Below are 19,009 nucleotides of genomic sequence, written 5' to 3' on the forward strand. Positions count from 1 at the left end.
GGTTTGCCGCACGTAATTTGAGTTTGAGATTGGTCGGACCACCCTGGGGAGCGGGCGTGATGGATCTGAGAGAATATACAAGACAATACGCGGTACAGGACAATACGCTTGCCGCCCTTAGCTATTTTGGAACATTTGCGGTGTATTTCGCATCGCTGGCTTTGGCGATCACGTATGTGGACCAGTGGTATGTCATGATTCCGGCAGGGATCGTTTTTGCCTTTTCTGCAGTCCGTCTATACGTGCTGCAGCATGATTGCGGTCACCATTCGCTGTTTGAAACCCGTCTGCAAAACGAATGGGCTGGCCACGGATTGTCGCCATTTACCTTCGCCCCGTTCGAAGTGATGAAGCAGAACCATAATCTGCACCATGCTGGGATCGGAAACCTCGAACATCGCGAGACAGGTGAAATTCACACAATGACGCTGCGTGAATGGAACGAAGCCGATTGGAAAACGCGTCTGTTTTATAGGCTTTACCGGAACCCGTTCATTCTTGTGCCAGTTGGTGCTTTGTTCACCTACTTCATTCGCTATCGCTGGCCCAAGAATACTGTTCGGTTTGGGGTGATGGGTGTGCTGCTGCATAACCTCTCAATTATCGTGTTTCTGGGACTGCTTTACCTGATTGCAGGCGCCACCGGTATTTTAGTCTGGTTGGTCTTTTCTCTGCTCGGGGGCATGCTTGGTGTGTTTCTAGTGTATCTGCAGCATAATTTCGAAGACACCTATTGGGACCGACGTCCTGAGTTGGACCCCAAGCTAGCAGCGCTGGAAGGATCATCGGCATTGGATTTCGGTTGGTGGTTTGACAATGCCGTAGCTTGCATCACCTTGCACGACATTCACCACTTCAATGCGCGCATTCCGTCCTATCGTCTGCGCGCGTGCCACTATAACTTACCCCCGGAATACACGCCGCGTCGGATCAAATTTCCCGAAGCAGTGGCGGCACTGAACCTGAAGCTTTGGGATGAGGAAGCCAAACGCCTTGTCCCGTTCCCCAACAGAACAGAACAGCACCGGCTGGCCGAAAGCGGTTAACGCTACAAATGCTGTCAATCTCTCTACTTTTTGGTCGATGCCAAAACACTTACGTTGCCAGGTGGAGACAATGAAAGGAACCAACATGACCGCAGTTGCCGACGTGAGTGGGGTAGGGCCAACGCTGGAGCGGGCGCTGAATTCAAAGGGCTTCAAAACAGCAGAAGCCTTAGCCAAGGCCAAACCTGAAGACATGCTTGGTATTCCGCGCGTCGGTATTGCCCGCGCAACCAAGTTGATCGCAGCGGCGAAGGCTGTTGCAGGTGCCAAACCCAAGGCCGCGGCTCGTGCACCAGCACGCGGCTCAAGCACGCAAAAGCCAGCAGCAAAGCAATCTGCGGTACGTCGGGCAACTGCAAAAAGCAATGCCGCCGCGAACAAGGCCGAGGCCGAGCGAAAAGCCACAGAAGAACGCCTTGCGGCGGAGAGAGTCGCTGCCGAGGCCAAGGCGAAGAAAAAGGCAAAGGCCAAAGCCAAGGCTGAGAAGGCTGCGAAGAAGAAATCCGAAATGGAAGCAGCATTTTCCAAAGCCAAGGAAAAGGTCAAGGAAAAGTCCAAGAAGGGCAAGAAAGACAAAAAGCCCAAAAAGGACAACAAGAAGAAGGACGCTAAGAAGAAGTCTGACAAAAAGTCCGGCAAAACGTCTAAAAAAAAATCTGGTAAGAAGAGCAATAAGAAAAAGGCGAAGAAGTAACTCTTCTTCGCCTTGTCAATCGGGAACCGGCATCATCGATGCCGGTTTTGTTATGCCAGTTTACCGTCGATCTGTAGCGTAAGCTTGCCGCCCAGATAGGGGCCCAAGGCTTCAGGCAGGGTCACCGTGCCATCTGCGTTTTGGCCATTCTCAAGCACGGCGATCAGGCAGCGCCCGACAGCCAGACCAGACCCGTTCAAGGTGTGAACATATTCCGGCTTACCGCCAGCTTCTGGCCGGAAGCGTGCGTTCATTCGGCGGGCCTGGAAATCACCGCAGGTCGAAACCGAACTGATCTCGCGATAGGTGTCCTGACCGGGTAGCCAAGCCTCGATGTCATAGGTGCGACGTGCGCCAAAACCCATATCGCCCGTGCACAGAATGACGGTGCGATAGGGGATGCCCAGTTTTTCCAGAATGCCTTCGGCGCAGCGCAGCATGCGTTTTTGCTCGTCGTCCGATTTGTCCGGATGCGTGACCGAGACCATCTCGACCTTTTCGAACTGGTGCTGGCGCAGCATCCCGCGCGTGTCCCTGCCCGCCGAGCCCGCTTCGGACCGGAAGCACAGGGAATGCGCGGTATAACGGCGGGGCAGATAGCTTTCCTCGATCATCGTGTCGTTGACGATGTTGGTCAGCGACACTTCGGAGGTTGGGATCAACCACCAGCCCTCGCGGGTCTGATAGCTGTCCTCGCCGAATTTCGGTAGCTGGCCAGTGCCTTGCATCATTTCCGAGAGAACCAGGACCGGGCCGTTAACCTCGGTCAGCTCGTTCTCATTGATATGCGTGTCCAGCATGAATTGCGCCAGAGCGCGATGGATGCGCGCGACGCCGCCCGAGAGCAGCACAAAGCGCGAGCCAGAGAGTTTGGCAGCCGTCTCAAAATCCATACCGTTCTGAACGGCTTCGATTTCAAAATGCTCTTTCGGGGCAAAATTCAGTTCACCCGGCGTGCCCCAGCGGCTGATCTCGACATTGTCATTCTCATCCGCGCCCTCGGGCACATCCTCTGCCGGCAGGTTGGCGATACGGATCAACTGGTCGGTCAGCAGAGCGTCCAGGTCCTTGGCTTCGGTCTGCATCCGGGCCACTTCGGCCTTTTTCTCGGCCACCAGCGCGCGCAGACGTTCGAATTCGGCCTCATCGCCGCGCCCTTTGGCGGCACCAACCTCTTTGGAGGCCTTGTTTTGCTCCGCCTGCGCCGTCTCGGCCGCGAGGATTTTCGCGCGACGGCTTTCGTCTAGCCTCAGCAGGTCTGACGACACCGGCGCGTCCCCACGGCGCGCAAGGGCGGCGTCGAAGGCGGCTGGGTTTTCGCGAATGGCGCGGATGTCGTGCATGGTTCAGATCCTTAAATGCGTGAATCACTGAAACCGCTTATGCACCATCTGAAAGGAAGGGTGTAGCGCCGGTTACGACTTATCCGCGTCGTCGTGCGTTTCATGTGCCAGATGGCCATCCCACTCTTCCGCTGGGATCTTCGGCTCGGGCGGATCAGCCATGTACGAAGGTGTCATGATTTGCACGTTGTTTTCGTTGAACACGGCAACGATGTTGCGATGCAAATCCGAGCGGATCTTCGGGATGATACTGCCCCGTGTGCTATATCCGTTGATCTGATAATTGATCGCGTAATCCGCCAAAGCAGTCCACAAAACAAAGGGTTCGGGTTTGGCTTTGATGCTCTTGGTACGATGTGCGGCCTCGATCAGCATCGCTTCGACCTTCTCGGGCGGTTCTTCATATCCGATCCCAACCGTTGTATGCAGCAGCAACCCATTGCCATCGGTTTTTTTTGAGAAGTTCACCACGTCCGAATTCATCAATTGCGCGTTCGGGATCGAGATCAGCTCATTCTTGATCGACTTCAGATGTGTCTCCATCAGCTTGATCTGCACTACATCTCCGATGTGGTCTCCGATCTGGATACGGTCCCCGAGCGAAGTCGAGCGGCGATAAATCACGAAAAGCCCCGCCAGCATATTCGAGACCACCGAGTTCGCGCCCAGCGACAGCATCGCGCCGACAAGGATAGTCAGTCCCTGAAAGGCCGCAGAGTCCGATCCGGGAATGTAAGGGACAGCAAAGACTAGTGCGATCAGTATCACAACAACCCGGGCGATGTTAAACGTGGGGCCAATCCAGTGTTTCTCGAAATCGCCAAGATCGAACGATCCCGCTTCGACTGCGTCAAAGAACACGCGCATTCCCCGGATGATATACATCGTTATCCAGGTGATAAGCACCAGCATGATCAGGTTCGGGAAATAGCTGAGGATACCCTTGAAGATCAGCAGGACCGGCTCGGTCAGGTAGGTCAGCAGCAATTGCGCAAAGTATCGCGTTTCGGCAAAGGCCAGCAGAACGAAGGAGAGATAGTAATAGAAGCCAAGGAAAAAGATCACCAGCAATACGAAATTCAGGGCATACCGGATCAATGCCGCTATGGCCTCGGCCTGGACGCTCTTGGCGGTCGCGGTTTCGACGTTTTTGAGATAGCGTTTAACCAGTTTAAGCGTCCGCCGCCTGATGCGTCGGTGTAACCAGAGAATGATGACAACGAATAACGCGAAGCCGAGCGTCCAGGCCAGGGCCTCGATAGCACCCGAAACGCGTGCTTGTTCCGTGCGATTGGCGCGGTAGTTTTCGATCGCCTGTTCAATAGCTTGGCCGTGCAATAACCCGAGAACATTCAGATCCATTTGTTCAAGTTCGGAATCCGCATCGGTCACGATCGAAACCTGGATGCCATCGGCAAATATCCGGATCCCGAATTCAGAGTCCTCGAAGGTTATCGAAACTTTCTTTGCATCCGAGGATTCGGCTACTTCAATGATCTTGTTCTGAACACCCTCCGCCCGCTCGTTTGCGGGCAAAGCGCTGGAGCCGCGCACATGAAACAGTGTATCGCCATCAACGATAACTGGAGCCTGAAAGGTCTGTGTTTCAGAATCCTCTGTGTTTTGTTCTTCTCCGATTACGTTCTGTGACCAAAGTGGTGGTGCCAAGAGACAAAGAGAAACCGTCAAAAGGATTAGGCGAATAAACTTGCCAAAGGTCTGGATTAATTGAATCATTAGGCCCCCCTGGCCACAACTATATCCGACTTGCCGGGGCTGCCTAGAACATATCTGCAACGTCCCGCATCAATCCTGTGCACTTGATAGGTGAATTGCAGATGCGTTTGCTTGCAAACGTCTGAACCAAAGCATAGGTTCGCGCCAACTTTGCAGAGAGCCCTCTGCATTACCAGAACAAAGGAATATGTCATGGAAGGTGGCGCAATCGCCCAGTTTCTCCCGCTGATCCTGATTTTCGGGATCATGTATTTTCTGCTGATCCGCCCGCAGCAGAAGAAGATGAAGGAACATCAGGCCATGGTCGAAGCCGTGCGCAGGGGTGATCAGGTTGTCACGCAAGGTGGGCTGATCGGCAAGGTGTCCAAGGTCAAGGAAGGCGATAACGAGATCGAAGTCGAGATTGCCGAAGGCGTGAAGGTTCGCGTGGTCAAATCGACCATCGCTCAGGTTCTGAACAAGACCGAACCGGCGAAGTAACTTCGCGCGTTAAATCCTTGAAAAGGCAGGGTAATGCTGCAAATTGATTCCTGGAAACGGGTCCTAATATGGTCGGTCTGCGTGATCGGCCTACTGTTGGCCCTGCCGAATGCGTTCTATACACGCGTTGAGCAATCGAATGATGCCAAAGCCGCAATTGAGCTTGGCATCGATACACCTGAGATGCAGGCAGAGGCGGCTCAATGGCCGAACTGGCTGCCTTCATCGCTTGTCAATCTGGGTCTCGATTTGCGCGGCGGTGCGCATCTGCTGGCTGAAGTTAAGGTTGATGACGTCTACGAATCTCGGATGGAGGCGATGTGGCCCGAAATCCGCGATGCGTTGCGCGATGAGCGCGCCACGGTAGGCACCATTCGCCGACAAGACTCGGCCCCTGATGAGATTCGCGTGCGCATTAGTCAGCCCGAAGGTATGTCGCGTGCGCTGGAAGTCGTGCGCGGTCTGGCGCGTCAGGTGCAAACACTGACCGGGGTTGGGGCCACTGACATCGAAGCCCGCGCTGAAGGAGATACCATTGTCGTACAATTGTCCGAGGCTGAAAAGCTTGCCTCGGATGACCGTACGGTGCGTCAGGCGCTTGAGATTATTCGTCGCCGCATCGACGAAGTCGGCACGCGAGAACCGACAATCCAACGCCAAGGTGCTGACCGGATACTGATACAGGTGCCGGGCATCGGTAGCGCAGGTGAGTTGAAAGACATTATCGGCACCACGGCTCAGCTGACGTTCAACCCCGTGGTGGGGCGCGGTACTGATCCTGACGCCATCGCGGGTGTGGGTGAAGAAGTTGTTCCTTCGATCGATGAGGACGGGGTTTATTACACCTTGGAATCAGCGCCGGTGGTAACCGGGGAAGAGCTGGTCGACGCACAACCGTCATTCGATCAGAACGGACGCCCTGCGGTCAGCTTCCGGTTCAACACTTCTGGTGCCCGCAAGTTTGGTGACTACACGCTAGAAAATATCGGCGCGCCGTTCGCCATTGTTTTGGATGATGAGGTGATCTCGGCCCCTGTAATCCAAAGCCATATTCCTGGCGGTTCCGGCATCATCACCGGTAACTTCACGGTTGAGGAAAGCACCAATCTGGCGGTCCTGCTGCGTGCCGGGGCCTTGCCTGCGGGCCTGGAATTTCTTGAAGAGCGCACCATCGGCCCGGAGCTGGGGCAAGACAGCATTGATGCGGGTAAAGTCGCTACCATTGTGGCGTTTGTCGCAGTATTGGTGTTCATGGCGCTCAGCTATGGCCTGTTTGGCATCTTCGCCAATATTGCGCTGATCCTGAATGTGGGCTTGCTCTTCGGACTGCTCTCGTTGATCGGTGCGACGCTGACCCTTCCAGGAATCGCTGGCATCGTACTGACGGTCGGTATGGCTGTAGACGCCAATGTGCTGATCTTTGAACGCATTCGCGAAGAACTGAAATCTGCCAAAGGCCCTGCGCGCGCCATCGAGCTGGGCTATGAAAAGGCGCTTTCGGCCATTCTGGACGCGAACGTAACCACGTTCATCACCGCAACCATCCTGTTTGCCATGGGTAGCGGGCCGGTACGCGGGTTCTCCATTACACTTGGTCTGGGTATTCTGACCTCGGTCTTCACCGCGATCTTTGTAACGCGCCTGATGATCGTAATCTGGTTCGAACGCCGCCGTCCGAAAACGATCGAGGTTTGACATGAGACTGAAACTCGTACCGCAAAACACCTCGTTCGATTTCTTCAGCCGCTGGAAGATCTGGTTGGGAATCTCGGGCCTAATGATGGTGATCGCCTTCACGTCGTTCCTGCTGCAGGGGCTGAACTTCGGTATCGACTTCCGCGGGGGCACCACGATCCGCACGCAATCCGCGCAAGAGATCGACGTGGGCGCCTATCGCGACGCCATTGCGCCGCTGGAACTTGGTGATGTGACCATCACAGAGATTTTCGATCCGACCTTTGGCGAGGATGAAAACGTCGCCATGATCCGTATTCAGGCCCAGGATGGAGCCGAAGCTGTGTCTGCAGCAATCGTTACCGCCGTTGAAGAAGCATTGACTGTTGCCGCGCCGGACATTCAGTTCGTTTCGGTCGAATCTGTGGGCCCCAAGGTCTCGGGTGAGTTGATCCAGACCGCCGTTATCGCCGTCGCCTTGGCGATTGGTGCGGTGCTTGTCTACATTTGGCTCCGGTTCGAATGGCAGTTTGCTCTGGGTGCGGTCGCCGCGCTGGTGCATGACGTGATCCTGACAATTGGTATCTTCTCGGAACTGCAAATTCGCTTTGACCTGGCCATCATCGCGGCGCTCCTGACCATTGTCGGCTATTCGCTGAATGACACCGTGGTTGTCTTTGACCGCGTTCGCGAAAACCTTCGCAAATACAAGAAGAAAGACCTCAAAGAGGTTTTGAATATCTCGATCAATGAAACGCTTAGCCGGACGGTGATGACCTCGGTGACCACGCTGCTGGCGTTGATCTCGCTTTACGTGCTGGGCGGTGACGTGATCCGCGGCTTCGTCTTCGCGATGATTTGGGGCGTGATTGTCGGGACCTATTCGTCGGTCTTCGTGGCCTCGACCATCCTGCTGTGGCTGGGGGTCAAACGCGACTGGTCGAAGCCGTCGAACACGGCGGGCAACCAGTTTGCCAACATCGATGCCTGAGTATTTCGGCCAGACCCCAACCGGTCTGGCCGTTATCATTTTCGCTGCCTTTGTTGGGGGCATCGTGCGCGGTTTCTCCGGCTTTGGCACGGCCCTGATATTCCTGCCCATCGCCAGCCCCTATCTTGGACCTTTCGGCGCGATCATCGCGCTGACAGTTATGGACATATTCGGTCCCATCCCAAACCTACGCCGCGCATGGTCTGTCGTCGACAAAGGAGATTTGGCGCGCCTTCTACTCGGATGCGCATTAGTTCTGCCGGTCGGCTTATGGCTGCTGACGCTTACGCAACCCGAAGTATTTCGCTATTTGGTCAGTGTGATCTCGTTGTCGATGCTTGTCGTACTGATATTTGGTCTGCGCTATCGCGGGACGGTGCGGCGCCGCATGGTTGTGGCAATTGGCGGGGTAGCGGGGCTACTCGGTGGAGTGGTCGGGATTCCCGGACCAGCTGTCATCCTGTTCTACATGTCGCGTTCATTGCCAGTTGAGATAATCCGCGCGACGATCCTGCTGTTCCTGTTTGTTTTCGATTTGCTGATCCTTGGATACCTCGGCGGGATGGGGCGTCTTTCGATGGCGAGCATCGGATTGGGCCTCGCGCTGGCGATCCCCAACATCGCCGGTAACTGGCTGGGGGGCTGGATGTTTCGACCCGAACATGAAAGGCCGTACCGCGCCGCAGCCTATCTGGTGATCGCAACAGCGGCCTTGTCCGGCCTGCCGCTTTGGGGCTAGAACCCCGCACATGCGTTTGAACGAGATCACATATACAAACGCCCAACCCGTCGATGGCTATGGACCTGGCTTCTTTCGGATCGGGGGGCAGGTTTATGACGGGGCAGTCTTGACGGGCCCCACTGGCACATCGGCCTGGGCGGGTTACTCCGACGCCCAGGCGTTGCTGGCCTTGTCCGAACATGTCGACGTTCTGTTCATCGGTACGGGCAAAGACCTGACCCACATCCCCGCCGACCTGCGTACCACATTGGAAGAGGCGGGGCTGGGTGTCGAAATCATGAACTCTCCGGCTGCCTGCCGCACCTACAACGTGCTGCTTTCCGAAGGCCGCCGCGTTGCGCTTGCGCTGATACCGGTCTGAGGATCTGTTCTTCATCTGGCTAAAAATATCCCAGGGAGTGTGAGGGGCTGGCCCCTCACTGCGATCCAACCAGCCTCTCTGCGGCAATTCCGACCTTTTGCCTACACGCACAATCCGCTAAGCGGGCTTCATGACTTTGAAAGTAACCGACCTGGCCATCGCACGCGGCGGTGTCCCCGTGCTCGAAGGGCTGAGCTTCTCGCTTGAGGCCGGAAATGCGCTGATCCTGCGGGGGCCGAACGGGATCGGAAAGACAACATTACTGCGTACGCTTGCAGGCCTGCAGCCGCCGCTGGTGGGACAGATCGAAGGGGCAGAAGACCAGATCGCTTATGCGTCCCATTCTGACGGGTTAAAGCCGACCCTCACCGTGGTCGAAAATCTCAACTTCTGGGCGTCGGTCTTTGGGACCCGTGATATCCAGCACGCTTTGGATGCATTCGCCCTGAACGAACTGGCCGACCGCCACGCCGGCAACCTATCGGCGGGGCAGAAACGGCGTCTGGGATTGGCGCGAATGCTGGTTACCGGTCGCCCGATCTGGATGCTGGATGAGCCGACAGTCTCGCTGGATCGTCACGCCGTGGAGATGTTCGCGGATGCGGTGCGCGCGCATCTGGGGCAGGGCGGCTCTGCTTTGATCGCCACCCATATCGACCTTGGTCTGGATGGAGAGGTACTAGACGTCGGTCCCAATAAGGCCAAACCCAAACCCTTCGACGATTTCGATGGAGGCTTCCTGTGATCGCTTTATTGCTGCGTGATCTGAAACTGGCCTTCCGCGCAGGGAGTGGCTTTGGCCTCGGTCTTGCTTTCTTCCTGATCGTCACAGTTCTGGTGCCATTTTCGGTAGGCCCGCAATCCTCATTGCTTTCGACCATCGCGCCGGGCGTTCTTTGGCTGGGCGCGCTTTTGGCGTGCCTGCTTTCGCTGGACCGTCTGCTGGCGCTGGATTGGGAAGACGGCTCGCTTGATCTGCTTGCCACCGCGCCGCTGCCACTGGAGTCGGTCGTCACCATCAAAGCGCTAGCCCATTGGTTGACCACAGGATTGCCGCTGGTGTTGGCTGCGCCGTTTCTGGGCGTTTTACTAAACCTGCCTGTACCTGGGTTTTCGTGGCTGGTGATCTCACTGCTGCTTGGCACCCCGGCGATGAGCGTTATCGGCACCTTCGGCGCCGCCCTCACCGTGGGCCTGAAACGGGGCGGTCTGCTCCTGTCGCTTCTGGTTTTACCGCTTTACGTGCCGACATTGATCTTCGGGGCCGAGGTTGCCCGACGCGGTGCGACAGGCATGGAGACGCAAACGCCCCTGCTTATGCTGGCAGGGATTACTGCCGCAACGGTCGCACTTTTACCCTTTGCCAGCGCAGCGGTTTTGCGCATCAATCTTAGGTGATGGCAACAAAGCTTGACTGAGGTCAATTGAGAACCACGCCGACTCGGACTAGATAGTGCCCATGACAATCGCAGCCAAAGCCAACGCCCTTTGGGAATACGCCAATCCGCGCAAGTTCCTCGCCACCAGCGAGCGGGTTCTTCCGTTCTTCTGGATCGGTGCAGGTCTGTGTCTGGTCGTAGGATTGATCTGGGGTTTCTTCTTTACCCCTGATGACTACAAACAAGGCTCGACCGTAAAGATCATCTACCTGCACGTGCCTGCCGCGCTGATGGCGATCAATTGCTGGATCATGATGCTGGCGACCTCGCTCGTCTGGCTGGTGCGCCGCCACCATGTGAGCGCATTGGCCGCCCGCGCCGCTGCGCCGATCGGCATCGTGATGACGTTGATCGCTTTGGCCACCGGAGCGATCTGGGGCCAGCCCATGTGGGGTACATGGTGGGCCTGGGATCCGCGCCTGACCTCGTTCCTGATTCTGTTCCTGTTTTATTTGGGTTATGTCGCGCTATGGGAGGCGATCGAAGATCCGGACACCGCGGCTGATCTGACCTCGGTCCTTTGCCTCGTGGGCTCGGTCTTTGCATTCCTCAGCCGGTATGCGGTGAATTTCTGGAATCAGGGGCTGCATCAGGGGGCTTCCGTGATGCGTGCAGGGGCGATCACAGGTACGGATACCGAGGAGAAGGTTAGCAACATCTACTTCTATCCGCTGCTCCTGTGTATCATCGGCTTTGTGCTTCTGTTTATCGCGCTGGTCTTCTATCGCACGGGCACCGAAATCCGAGCCCGTCGAACCAAGGCGCTGATGGCGCGGGAAAGGGTGAACGGATGATCCCTGATCTTGGAAAATATGCCGATACTGTTTTGTGGTCCTATGTTGTATCCATCGGGCTTCTGATTGCGCTGGTGGGATTCAGCGTGATCCGAGGCCGCAAGGTGCGGGCTGAGATGGAGAAAGTCGAACAGAGGATGTCGCGCAATGGCTAAGATTTCGCCCCTGATGATCGCGCCTCCTCTGATTTTCGGAGCCTTCGCTGTGCTTGCTGGAATCGGCATGTTCCGCGACGACCCCAATGCCTTGCCTTCGGCGCGCGAAGGGCAGCCTGCTCCGCCCGTCGTTCTGACAGAATTCGCGGGTAAACCCGGTTTCGACGATGCCACCCTGCGTGATGGTGAGGTCAAGCTGGTCAACTACTGGGCCAGTTGGTGCGCCCCGTGCCGCGTCGAACACCCCAACCTGCAGGCTTTGTCCGACGAGGGGATTCCAGTTTACGGCATCAACTACAAAGACCAACTGGACAATGCCGAGGCTTTTTTGACCGAGCTGGGTGATCCCTATGCCGGGATCGGACGGGATGAACAGGGCCGTATGGGGCTGGATTGGGGCGTCTACGGCGTGCCCGAGACCTATGTGGTCGATGGTGAGGGCACGATTATTCTGCGCTGGGCCGGGCCGATTACGCAGCGGGTGATCGAGAGCACGATCCGCCCGGCGCTTGAGAAAGCCGCGGGGGGCTCATAAGCGATAGCCACCCGTCACGGTTAACACCTCGCCGGTGATAAACGACGCGGCATCCGAGGCCAAGAATCTAACAGCCTTGGCGATATCATCGGGCTTTCCCGCGCGTCCTAAGGCGGTGTCGTTGACAAACAGAGCAGTCAGTTCCTCTGATCGAGGTGCTTCGGGAATGTTAATCGCGCCTGGCGCCACTGCGTTGACACGTATCCCCTCGGGCCCAAGCTCTTTGGCCATGGCGCGGGTCCACAGGTTCAAGGCCGCTTTACTGGCGCCATAGGTCACTGCGTCTCGGGGGGGCAGGACTGCGTTCATTGATGAGATGCTGACGATTGAGGCATCGCGTTTCAGATGCGGCAGCGCGGCGGTTAACAACGCGGCTGGAGCCAGTAGGTTAAGGTCCAGAATGGCGCGATGATTCTCGGCCTGAAATTCTTCTTTCGGCGTAGATTTCACCAGACCGGCGTTATTGACGATCACATCAAGCCGCCCAAAGTGCTGCACTACCTGTTCGATCACCTTGGCAGGCTGATCTGGCGCAGATAGGTCGGAACGTATAGCCAGTTTATCCCCGACCAAAAGATCTGGCATCGGTTCGCTCGACAGCCATGTAAATGCAATGCGGTGATCGCGGCCCAGGTCTTCGACGATTGCGCGCCCAATGCCGCGCGCGCCGCCGGTTATCAATGCGACTTTTTCCATAGTCGCAGAAAATCGGTAAAGCGGCAGAGATTCAAGCAGCTACTTGCGAACCAAAATCCAGATCATTGCGCCGATGAAGGCAAATGTGGTGAGGTTCATCAGGGTGTCTGTCAGATCACCGATCAGCATGGATTTGCCCCTCCTCTCGTAACCCTCGGAATAGGCAGACCATCAGCAGAACCGAGATGAACACAAAGGGTAGCGCTCCAAGTGAAATCAGGACTTTGACCGAGTCCACCGAGCCCGACAGGATCATCGCGACGCTCAACAGGCCCAGTAATGCGCCCCAGAGCAGGCGCACGCGCGGTGGCGGATTTTCATCCCCTTCGGTCGAGAAGGTGCCCAGCACAAAGGCCGCGCTGACGACGCTGGTTACGATGAACAGAAACGCCGCGGCTACGGTTGCGAGTGTTGTGATCAGCGACAGCGGCAAACGGTCGAGCAGGGCAAAAGTTACACGCTCGATGTTTGTTTGCGTATAGGCCAACAGCTCTCCGGCACCGTTGAGCGCCTCAAACAGACCAATGCCGCCAAAGGCACCAAACCAAAGGATCGAGAACAGTGTGGGTGCGAAGAGCACTCCGATCACGAATTCTCGGATCGTGCGACCGCGAGAGATACGCGCGACGAACACGCCGACAAATGGCCCCCAGGCGATCCACCAGACCATGTAGGTCAGGGTCCAGTCGCTGAACCATTTGGTGACGTCATCGCCGAAGAACGTGAAGGTCTGAAAGCCCCGAGGGATGACATTGGTGACGTAATCGCCGAACCCCTGAACCACAGTGTTCAACAGATACTCTGTGGGGCCGAGGACAACCGTATAGGCCACAAGGCAGATCGCGATCAGCATTGCTGCATTCGACAAACGCGCCATGCCTTGGCCAAGGTCAATCAACAGAGCAGGGATATAGGCTGCGACCATCGCCAGGAAAACAACGCCGATCAGAAGGGCACCAACCGTTTCCCGACCACCCAGAACCGCGATCCCGTCCGCAACCTGAAACACGCCCATGGCCATGGAGCCGCCAACGCCGATGGCGATGGCGACGATGGCCATGAAATCCGACAGCCACCCGACCCGCTCGGCCCAGCGTTCACCGGGAAACAGGCTTTTGATCGGGGCGCTGACCATCATGCCCGTCCCGCGCCGAAAGCTGAAATAAGCGATGGTCAGCGCGGTGGAGCCGTAAATCGCCCAGGCGTGCAGGCCCCAGTGGAAGTTTGTCGCCAGCATCGCCTGCTGCGCGGCAACAAAATCGGGGGCCATGCCTGAGATGAAGTTGAAATGGGTTAGTGGCTCGGCGACGGCCCAGAACAGCAATCCGACGCCCATTCCGGCCGAGAATAGCATTGAGATCCAAGTGGCGGTCGAGAACTCGGGCTCTTCATCATCCCGGCCCAAACGAATGTTGCCATAGGGCGAAAATGCGAGAACCAAACACCCGATCAACATGCCCGAGGCCGCGAGCATCACGAACCATCCGCGACTGTGGAAGGTTTGCTGCACGATGCCGTTGGCCCAAGTCACCAGGCTCTGGATATCGATCACGCCCCATATCCCGATCACCGAGATGACGCTGAGCGAGCAAACCAGCAAGGCGTTAGGTTTTTTCATAGTGATTGGGTTCCAGATGTGCTTTCGCCTAACAGTTTCAGACTTTTGAATAAATGACCAGAAAACAAAACCCCCGGCGCTGGGCCGGAGGTGAAGATCGGATTGTAAGCTATTGCGTTACTAAGATTTTGCGAGGTTGCGCAGCACATATTGCAGCACACCGCCGTTTTCGATGTACTCGATTTCGGGCGCGGTATCGATGCGGCACTTCAGGGCGATCGTCTTCTCGGTCCCATCGCCATATACGATTGTGCAGGGCACCTCTTGCAGTGGTTCAACCGAGTCCAATCCGTGGATTGAGACGGTTTCATCGCCTTTCAGACCCAGCGTTTTGCGATTATCGCCGCCTGTGAACTCGAACGGGATCACACCCATTCCGACGAGGTTCGAGCGGTGGATACGCTCAAAGCTCTCGGCGATCACGGCTTTGACACCTAACAAAGCAGTCCCTTTGGCCGCCCAGTCGCGCGAAGACCCCGCGCCGTATTGCTCGCCCCCGAAAACGACCAGCGGTGTGCCGTTTGCCTGATAGGCCATCGAGGCGTCATAGATCGACGTCTGCTCGCCATCGGGTCCTTTTGTATAGCCGCCTTCAACGCCGTCCAGCATCTCGTTCTTGATGCGGATATTGGCGAAGGTGCCGCGCATCATGACCTCGTGGTTGCCACGGCGCGACCCGTAGGAATTGAACTCGCGCGGCTGAACCTGACGTTCAATCAGGTACTTACCAGCCGGAGTTGTTGTCGCAAAGGACCCAGCGGGTGAGATGTGATCGGTGGTGACCATATCACCCAGAACGGCCAGAACCTTCGCCCCGTCGATATTCGAGATTGTGCCGGGTTCATGTCCCATGCCCTGGAAATAGGGCGGGTTCTGGATGTAGGTCGAAGCAGGTGGCCAGTCGTAGGTTTCTGCATCGGTGGTATCAACCGACTGCCATTTCTCGTCGCCTTTGAAAACGTCGGCATATTTCGACTGGAATGCCTCGCGCGTCACGGTTTCCTGCACCAGATCGGAGATTTCCTTTTGGCTCGGCCAGAGGTCTTTCATGAAGACATCGTTACCGTCCTTGTCCTTGCCGATTGGCTCGGATGTCAGGTCGATATCCATGGTGCCCGCCAGTGCGTAAACGACAACCAGCGGCGGTGAGGCCAGATAGTTGGCGCGGACATCAGGCGAGATTCGACCTTCAAAGTTCCGGTTCCCCGACAGAACCGAGGTTGCGACCAAATCACCCTCGGCAATCGCTTCGCTGATTTCTTTCTGGATCGGACCCGAGTTACCAATACAGGTGGTGCAGCCATAGCCCACAAGGTTAAAGCCGATCGCGTCCAGATGTTCCTGTAGACCAGCAGCTTCAAGATACTCGGACACTACTTGCGACCCAGGGGCCAGAGAGGTTTTGACCCAAGGCTGACGATTCAGGCCCAGCTCATGCGCTTTCTTCGCCACCAGACCAGCGCCAATCATGACATAGGGGTTCGACGTGTTGGTGCAGGAGGTGATCGAGGCGATCACAACCTTGCCGGACTCCATTCCATATTCTTCACCTTTGACTTCGATCTGTTCGCCCATCGGGCGCTTGAAGGTCTCGGCCATTTCCTTGGTGAAGGCGGCTTTGGCGTCGGTCAGCGCGACATAATCCTGCGGACGTTTCGGGCCCGAGATCGCGGGAACGATAGTGCCCATGTCCAGTGACAGGGTGTCGGTGTAGATCGGGCTGTAATTATCATCCCGCCAGAACCCGTTTTCCTTAGCATAGGCTTCGACCAATGCCAGACGATCCTCATCGCGCCCGGTATTGCGCATGTAGCGCAGGGTTTCGCCGTCGATCGGGAAGAAACCACAGGTCGCGCCGTATTCGGGGGCCATGTTGGCGATGGTGGCACGGTCAGCCAGTGGCAGCCGGTCAAGTCCTTCGCCGTAGAACTCGACGAATTTACCGACCACACCTTTCTCGCGCAGCATCTCAACGACCTTCAGAACAAGGTCAGTACCGGTTGTGCCTTCAACCATCGAACCTGTCAGTTCAAAGCCCACGACCTCGGGGATCAGCATCGAGATCGGCTGACCCAGCATCGCGGCCTCGGCCTCGATCCCGCCAACACCCCAACCGAGAACGGCCATGCCGTTGACCATGGTGGTATGACTGTCAGTGCCGACCAGCGTGTCGGGATAGGCGACTTCTTCTCCGCTCTGGTCCGTGTCGGTCCAGACGGTCTGGGCCAGATATTCAAGGTTCACCTGATGGCAAATGCCGGTGCCCGGGGGCACAACGCGGAAGTTATTAAACGCACCCTGACCCCACTTGAGGAACTGGTAACGCTCCATATTGCGCTCATACTCGCGGTCTACGTTCATCTGAAACGCGCGAGGGTTCCCGAACTCGTCGATCATGACCGAGTGGTCGATGACCAGATCAACCGGGTTCAGCGGGTTAATTTTCTGGGCGTCACCACCCAGCGCTTTGATGCCGTCGCGCATCGCTGCCAGATCAACCACAGCCGGGACGCCAGTAAAGTCCTGCATCAGCACACGGGCAGGGCGATAGGCAATCTCGCGTGGGTTCTTGCCGCCATTTGCGCCCCATTCGGCGAAGGCCTTGATGTCATCTACGGAGACCGAGAACCCGTCATCCTCGAAGCGCAGCATGTTTTCCAACACCACTTTCAGCGCGGCAGGCAGGTTCGAGAAATCACCAAGGCCTGCTTCTTGAGCAGCTGGAATCGAGTAATAGGAAATGGATTTACCATTCACGCTCAGACTGCGGCGTGTTTGGGCTGTGTCCTGTCCGACCTTGATGGGCATCTTTGGCCTCCCTCTCGAATGATTTGGATACTGGAGTTCGCTATGGCTTATCTGCATCACGGCACGCATTGTTTCAAGGTGCAACGGGTCGCATAAATGTAAAATTGTATACCATTGCACACATTTTGCCGAAGATTGAAGGTTTCGGTCTCAAGAAACCTTGATTGGCAGTTTTTTCAGTTTCGATCTAAACCAGTTGAGCACTCCGCGAAAACTGAGAGAGATAATGTATAGATCAGCCGCCGTGACCGCGTTTGTTTCGCTTTTTCTTGCCGTTTCAGCAGACGCTCAGGATGATCCGGTTGTTGTCGAGCTGTTTACATCGCAAGGGTGTTCGTCCTGCCCGCCCGCGGACAGGATCATGCATGATCTGGCCAAGCGGGATGATGTGATCGGGCTTGCGCTGCATGTGGACTATTGGGACTATATTGGGTGGAAAGACGAATATGCCGATCCCGACCATACGGAGCGTCAGAGAGCCTATGCGCGCGAAGGTGGGCGGACGATGATTTATACACCTCAGATGGTTGTGAACGGTCAGCAGGACGTGGTGGGTGCAAAGTCGTTTGAGTTGGAACGGCTGATCGACGCGCACCAGACCGCAGCATCCCAAGCCGAGGTTAGCGCCACGCGTACGGCTAACGACTTGACTGTGGACGTTGTCCCGGTCGAGTTGGCGGAAGGTGAAACCTATGATGTGTGGGTCGTTCAGTACTCACCGATGCGTCACGCCTCAATCCGGCGTGGGGAGCTGGCTGGGCACGAATTGGATTATGCGAATGTCGTTGAGAATTGGCAGGTGGCCGGTCACTGGGATGGCCAAACACCGCAGAGCTTCACTGCGTCGCTGTCATCGGATTTACCGGCGGTAGTTCTGATCCAACGTACAGAGCATGGTCCGATCGTCGCTGCGGCAAGAGTCGAGTAATCAAGGCATATCTTTGGGTTGAACGCCTAGTCCACGCCAGGCCTTCCAGCGGCGGTGAATCCAGAACCATTGCCCCATATGTTGACGCACCATCGCCTCCAGATCGTCATTGGTGAACTGGGTCATGCTTTTGGCATCGGTATGAGGGACCGGGTCGTGCAGGACGATGTCAAAATCGATCCCATTGGGTTGGCGCACCGCATAGCAGGGGATCAGCACGGCCTTGTACTTGATCGCAAGTTCCGCGTTCAGCACCGAAGTCACGGCGGGTTTGCCGAAAAAGGTCAACTCCTCGCCGCCATGCGCATGCAGATCGGATACGATGGCGATAATACCTCCGCTTTTGAGCGACCTGACCATCTCAACCATGCCCCGGCGCCCCTGTTCGAACATGGGGGAACCAGTCTGATGGAATGCTTCGACATACATGTCGTTGAAGTACGGGTTAGCCATGCGGCGATAAAGGCAGCCGATGGGTCGACCGCTGCGGGCCTGCAAAGCGACGCGCGCTGCCAGATAATGACCAAAATGCGCAGTGATCATCATCACCGGACGTCCCTCGGCGACGGCGGTATCAAACGCCTGGACACCCGATCCAGAAACTTTGGCCTTGCTTTGCCGATCAATGAATCCATCGGCCGAAAAATGCTCCATGATCGCGCGTCCAGCATTGTCGGGCACGGCGCGGCAGATTCGTTTGACCTCGGCCTCGGGTAAGTCGGGGCAGGTGAGTTTCAGGTTGCGGCGCACACGGGTCCGGAAACCGACCAAAGGCGCAAGCCAGCGAACAATTGCTCCCATTGCGCCGATACGGCGCTCGTATGGCAGCAGGCGCATACAGCCGATCACACCTGTCAGAAACAAGTTGGCGATGTAGTATTTTCCAAGCTCAAAGCGGCTCAGTTCCGACTTTTCGACGGGCATGGGGAAGGACACCTGAGTGTTGTGAACTGCGCGCTCAGACATAC

The 19,009-nt window shown here is 56.6% G+C and carries 19 protein-coding genes; 13 read left to right on the forward strand and 6 right to left on the reverse strand.

The window, feature by feature from the left end:
• Positions 1-59: 59 nt before the first annotated feature.
• Positions 60-1,046 carry a fatty acid desaturase gene (locus AC2FI7_RS16755; protein WP_010442038.1) on the forward strand — a complete coding sequence of 329 codons (987 nt, stop codon included), beginning with the start codon at positions 60-62 and terminating at the stop codon, positions 1,044-1,046.
• Between the two features lie 70 nt (positions 1,047-1,116).
• Positions 1,117-1,740, forward strand: a complete 624-nt coding sequence (locus AC2FI7_RS16760) for a helix-hairpin-helix domain-containing protein (RefSeq protein ID WP_010442039.1) — start codon at positions 1,117-1,119, stop codon at positions 1,738-1,740.
• Between the two features lie 50 nt (positions 1,741-1,790).
• Here AC2FI7_RS16760 and serS read toward each other — a convergent pair whose 3' ends face one another.
• Together serS and AC2FI7_RS16770 are read right to left on the reverse strand one after the other, a co-directional pair.
• Positions 1,791-3,083 carry a serine--tRNA ligase gene (gene serS, locus AC2FI7_RS16765; RefSeq protein ID WP_010442040.1) on the reverse strand — a complete coding sequence of 431 codons (1,293 nt, stop codon included), beginning with the start codon at positions 3,081-3,083 and terminating at the stop codon, positions 1,791-1,793.
• Positions 3,084-3,155: 72 nt separating this feature from the next.
• Positions 3,156-4,820, reverse strand: a complete 1,665-nt coding sequence (locus AC2FI7_RS16770) for a mechanosensitive ion channel family protein (protein WP_010442041.1) — start codon at positions 4,818-4,820, stop codon at positions 3,156-3,158.
• A 192-nt stretch (positions 4,821-5,012) separates the two neighbouring features.
• Here AC2FI7_RS16770 and yajC point away from each other — a divergent pair, with 192 nt between their 5' ends.
• The 10 genes from yajC (at position 5,013) to AC2FI7_RS16820 (ending at position 11,991) form a co-directional block, all read left to right on the forward strand.
• Entirely contained in the window at positions 5,013-5,300 is a 288-nt protein-coding gene (gene yajC / locus AC2FI7_RS16775) for a preprotein translocase subunit YajC (RefSeq protein WP_010442042.1), read from the forward strand.
• A gap of 33 nt (positions 5,301-5,333) precedes the next feature.
• Positions 5,334-6,995 carry a protein translocase subunit SecD gene (gene secD / locus AC2FI7_RS16780; protein ID WP_010442043.1) on the forward strand — a complete coding sequence of 554 codons (1,662 nt, stop codon included), beginning with the start codon at positions 5,334-5,336 and terminating at the stop codon, positions 6,993-6,995.
• 1 nt (position 6,996) lies between these two features.
• A complete protein-coding gene (secF, locus tag AC2FI7_RS16785) occupies positions 6,997-7,965 on the forward strand; it encodes a protein translocase subunit SecF (RefSeq protein ID WP_010442044.1) in 969 nt (322 codons plus the stop codon).
• On the forward strand, positions 7,958-8,704 hold the full coding sequence (locus tag AC2FI7_RS16790) for a TSUP family transporter (protein ID WP_496816266.1): 747 nt from the start codon (positions 7,958-7,960) through the stop codon (positions 8,702-8,704). The genes secF and AC2FI7_RS16790 overlap by 8 nt, the downstream gene beginning before the upstream one ends.
• 10 nt (positions 8,705-8,714) lie before the next feature.
• On the forward strand, positions 8,715-9,068 hold the full coding sequence (locus AC2FI7_RS16795) for an Mth938-like domain-containing protein (protein WP_010442046.1): 354 nt from the start codon (positions 8,715-8,717) through the stop codon (positions 9,066-9,068).
• Positions 9,069-9,198: 130 nt separating this feature from the next.
• The gene (gene ccmA, locus AC2FI7_RS16800) at positions 9,199-9,813 is read left to right on the forward strand and encodes a heme ABC exporter ATP-binding protein CcmA (protein ID WP_010442047.1); all 615 of its coding nucleotides are present in this window, start codon (positions 9,199-9,201) and stop codon (positions 9,811-9,813) included.
• A complete protein-coding gene (gene ccmB / locus AC2FI7_RS16805) occupies positions 9,810-10,466 on the forward strand; it encodes a heme exporter protein CcmB (RefSeq protein WP_010442048.1) in 657 nt (218 codons plus the stop codon). The genes ccmA and ccmB overlap by 4 nt, the downstream gene beginning before the upstream one ends.
• A 61-nt stretch (positions 10,467-10,527) precedes the next feature.
• Positions 10,528-11,301, forward strand: a complete 774-nt coding sequence (locus tag AC2FI7_RS16810; protein ID WP_010442049.1) for a heme ABC transporter permease — start codon at positions 10,528-10,530, stop codon at positions 11,299-11,301.
• Complete coding sequence (gene ccmD, locus AC2FI7_RS16815) at positions 11,298-11,456, forward strand: heme exporter protein CcmD (protein ID WP_010442050.1); 159 nt, start codon at positions 11,298-11,300, stop codon at positions 11,454-11,456. The genes AC2FI7_RS16810 and ccmD overlap by 4 nt, the downstream gene beginning before the upstream one ends.
• Positions 11,449-11,991: a DsbE family thiol:disulfide interchange protein gene (locus tag AC2FI7_RS16820; RefSeq protein WP_010442051.1), complete on the forward strand. Its 543-nt coding sequence runs from the start codon at positions 11,449-11,451 to the stop codon at positions 11,989-11,991. The genes ccmD and AC2FI7_RS16820 overlap by 8 nt, the downstream gene beginning before the upstream one ends.
• Here the strand turns inward: AC2FI7_RS16820 and AC2FI7_RS16825 are convergent.
• From AC2FI7_RS16825 to acnA, 3 genes are all read right to left on the reverse strand, one after another.
• The gene (locus tag AC2FI7_RS16825; RefSeq protein ID WP_010442052.1) at positions 11,986-12,687 is read right to left on the reverse strand and encodes an SDR family NAD(P)-dependent oxidoreductase; all 702 of its coding nucleotides are present in this window, start codon (positions 12,685-12,687) and stop codon (positions 11,986-11,988) included. The genes AC2FI7_RS16820 and AC2FI7_RS16825 overlap by 6 nt on opposite strands.
• Before the next feature lie 115 nt (positions 12,688-12,802).
• Positions 12,803-14,305 (reverse strand): BCCT family transporter, encoded by a 1,503-nt coding sequence (locus AC2FI7_RS16830; RefSeq protein WP_010442053.1) that lies wholly within the window; start codon positions 14,303-14,305, stop codon positions 12,803-12,805.
• A 120-nt stretch (positions 14,306-14,425) separates the two neighbouring features.
• On the reverse strand, positions 14,426-17,113 hold the full coding sequence (gene acnA, locus AC2FI7_RS16835) for an aconitate hydratase AcnA (protein WP_496816271.1): 2,688 nt from the start codon (positions 17,111-17,113) through the stop codon (positions 14,426-14,428).
• A 226-nt stretch (positions 17,114-17,339) separates the two neighbouring features.
• Here acnA and AC2FI7_RS16840 point away from each other — a divergent pair, with 226 nt between their 5' ends.
• Positions 17,340-18,041: a DUF1223 domain-containing protein gene (locus tag AC2FI7_RS16840; RefSeq protein WP_496816273.1), complete on the forward strand. Its 702-nt coding sequence runs from the start codon at positions 17,340-17,342 to the stop codon at positions 18,039-18,041.
• On the opposite strand, the gene AC2FI7_RS16845 is transcribed toward AC2FI7_RS16840, so the two are convergent.
• Positions 18,042-18,965, reverse strand: coding sequence for a lysophospholipid acyltransferase family protein (locus AC2FI7_RS16845; RefSeq protein ID WP_170473356.1), 924 nt, complete (start codon positions 18,963-18,965; stop codon positions 18,042-18,044).
• Between the last annotated feature and the right edge of the window lie 44 nt (positions 18,966-19,009).

The sequence above is a fragment of the Ruegeria sp. YTSA064 genome (assembly GCF_059610325.1).

Bases quoted from the DNA above. Each gene is read 5' to 3' on its own strand.
- AC2FI7_RS16755 (WP_010442038.1), top strand. From the start codon at position 60: ATGGATCTGAGAGAATATACAAGACAATACGCGGTACAGGACAATACG.
- AC2FI7_RS16760 (WP_010442039.1), top strand. From the start codon at position 1,117: ATGAAAGGAACCAACATGACCGCAGTTGCCGACGTGAGTGGGGTAGGG.
- serS (WP_010442040.1), bottom strand. From the start codon at position 3,083: ATGCACGACATCCGCGCCATTCGCGAAAACCCAGCCGCCTTCGACGCC.
- AC2FI7_RS16770 (WP_010442041.1), bottom strand. From the start codon at position 4,820: ATGATTCAATTAATCCAGACCTTTGGCAAGTTTATTCGCCTAATCCTT.
- yajC (WP_010442042.1), top strand. From the start codon at position 5,013: ATGGAAGGTGGCGCAATCGCCCAGTTTCTCCCGCTGATCCTGATTTTC.
- secD (WP_010442043.1), top strand. From the start codon at position 5,334: ATGCTGCAAATTGATTCCTGGAAACGGGTCCTAATATGGTCGGTCTGC.
- secF (WP_010442044.1), top strand. From the start codon at position 6,997: ATGAGACTGAAACTCGTACCGCAAAACACCTCGTTCGATTTCTTCAGC.
- AC2FI7_RS16790 (WP_496816266.1), top strand. From the start codon at position 7,958: ATGCCTGAGTATTTCGGCCAGACCCCAACCGGTCTGGCCGTTATCATT.
- AC2FI7_RS16795 (WP_010442046.1), top strand. From the start codon at position 8,715: ATGCGTTTGAACGAGATCACATATACAAACGCCCAACCCGTCGATGGC.
- ccmA (WP_010442047.1), top strand. From the start codon at position 9,199: ATGACTTTGAAAGTAACCGACCTGGCCATCGCACGCGGCGGTGTCCCC.
- AC2FI7_RS16810 (WP_010442049.1), top strand. From the start codon at position 10,528: ATGACAATCGCAGCCAAAGCCAACGCCCTTTGGGAATACGCCAATCCG.
- ccmD (WP_010442050.1), top strand. From the start codon at position 11,298: ATGATCCCTGATCTTGGAAAATATGCCGATACTGTTTTGTGGTCCTAT.
- AC2FI7_RS16820 (WP_010442051.1), top strand. From the start codon at position 11,449: ATGGCTAAGATTTCGCCCCTGATGATCGCGCCTCCTCTGATTTTCGGA.
- AC2FI7_RS16825 (WP_010442052.1), bottom strand. From the start codon at position 12,687: ATGGAAAAAGTCGCATTGATAACCGGCGGCGCGCGCGGCATTGGGCGC.
- AC2FI7_RS16830 (WP_010442053.1), bottom strand. From the start codon at position 14,305: ATGAAAAAACCTAACGCCTTGCTGGTTTGCTCGCTCAGCGTCATCTCG.
- acnA (WP_496816271.1), bottom strand. From the start codon at position 17,113: ATGCCCATCAAGGTCGGACAGGACACAGCCCAAACACGCCGCAGTCTG.
- AC2FI7_RS16840 (WP_496816273.1), top strand. From the start codon at position 17,340: ATGTATAGATCAGCCGCCGTGACCGCGTTTGTTTCGCTTTTTCTTGCC.
- AC2FI7_RS16845 (WP_170473356.1), bottom strand. From the start codon at position 18,965: ATGCCCGTCGAAAAGTCGGAACTGAGCCGCTTTGAGCTTGGAAAATAC.